At 45.3% G+C, this 1,757-nt stretch carries 1 protein-coding gene; it reads right to left on the reverse strand.

Features of this window, described 5'->3' with window-relative positions:
* Positions 1-373: 373 nt before the first annotated feature.
* Positions 374-1,639 (reverse strand): IS110 family RNA-guided transposase, encoded by a 1,266-nt coding sequence (locus BLW49_RS28420; RefSeq protein ID WP_090728282.1) that lies wholly within the window; start codon positions 1,637-1,639, stop codon positions 374-376.
* Positions 1,640-1,757: the final 118 nt, after the last annotated feature.

Raw genomic sequence — 1,757 nt, forward strand, 5'->3', positions numbered from 1 at the left:
TCAACTCCCTCAATATAATTCGTTTTCCTCACTCAAGCTCATGAATTCGTAGGATTTCATCCCTTGTTTAATTCGAAGAAAGAGATGTTTGAGGAGCTGGTAGTCAGTTAAAGGAGAATTGGGCATGCAGAAATAAAGGGTGAGCATTAATCACCCAAATTATTCCATATTTGCACGTCTCCACTTCGCCTTAGTGATTCTCACTCCCATGTCTCAACGGGTCCAAGCCCTATCATTCCTTCGTCACATCTTAACCAAGGGGTGGAGGTCGGTCTTTCTAACGGAACGGGTCCGAGCCCTTTTGTTTAACGTCTCCCGATACTCCGTGCTTCTTGAAATCCTACGAATGCATGAACTGGTGAGGATGTATTGCTTATGCTGCTTGTGGCAATACCCTAATGGGTTCGTAAGCTGTATTGTTTTTTGCCAAAGCGACTAGCATCCGTGCTACTTTTCCACATAATTTCATAATGGATTTCATTTTCTTTAACTTCTTTTCTTCTACATTGTAGCGGTGTAGAGCTTGAATTTCGAGGTTAGTCATGACCATGCTCATCGTCATGAGATACAGAAAATGACGTAAGCGAGGCCGGCCCCGTTTGCTCAGTACCATCTTTCCTCGCCATTTCCCAGAACTAGCTTCGGCTAGATTCAAGCCGGCGTGACGTAACAGCGCATTACCATGTGAATAACCACTTAGATCCCCAGCCTCACCAAGAATACCCGCTAGGTTTGTGACATGGATGCCTCGGATTTCAAGCAGCTTCTGTGCGTAAGGAATATGTTCGAGAATAGTACGGAGCTCATGTTCAATCTGCTCAAGTTGACGCTGAGCCAAGTCATATTCTTCAAGCAGCTGACCCAGATGAAGCTTGTAAGAACGGAGTGCCTGAGTCGTGCCCACACTGGATTTTGCAAGGGAAATCAGCAGCTCAGCGCGTTTCACTCCAGCATGACGCTTCACATATTGCTTCCAGCCAAAAATAACTTGATCCGTAGTTAATTGACCAATCTCACTCGGTAACGGGAAGAGTCTGAGTGTGGCGATTGCACTGGTGCAGGTAAGGATCTTAAAGACCTGCCGCAACTCAGGAAAAACAATGTCTACCCAGCGATGAATCTGGTTGACGGCACTGTTAAGGCGTTTGGTAACGGTTTCTCGGTTAGCCATGAGAATACGTAGCTCTTCGTAAGTCTCGGAATGAAAACGAACAGGGGAATAGTACCCATTTTTAATCATGTCCGCGATAACAAGCGCATCTTTGTGATCGCTTTTAGAGGGTGTATTATCTCGGTTTTCCTTGTTCTTTTTGACAAGATGAGGATTTACTAGAACAGCCTCTATACCTTGGTCGGAGAGCCAGCGTGCTAGGTTGAACCAGTAGTGACCGGTGGGCTCCATGCCAACCAAGATTTTGTTCAGTTGGTGGGTTTGAAGTAAGGTCTCAATCCAACGTTTGAAAAGCTCGAAGCCGTCACGATGATTTCCAAATTGAAGCGGATTCCCTAGAGCAATCCCACGAAAGCTGACGGCCCTGGCTACATGGGTCTCTTGAGCGATATCTACGCCGACCACTAAATGATGAACGGTAATGTTTTCAATGAGTTGATTTTGTTTGTTTTGTGCTTTAAACTTCATGATAGAGCGACCTCCAGATGGGCTTTTTGAGGCAATGACCTCGTGCGTAACCCCATCATAACGAGGCGTTCTTTTTTATTCAAACTCCAAATATTCGTATTACAGGAATTCTAACGGG

It is taken from the genome of Paenibacillus sp. PDC88 (assembly GCF_900106725.1).
Taxonomy (GTDB): Bacteria; Bacillota; Bacilli; order Paenibacillales; family Paenibacillaceae; genus Paenibacillus; species Paenibacillus shunpengii.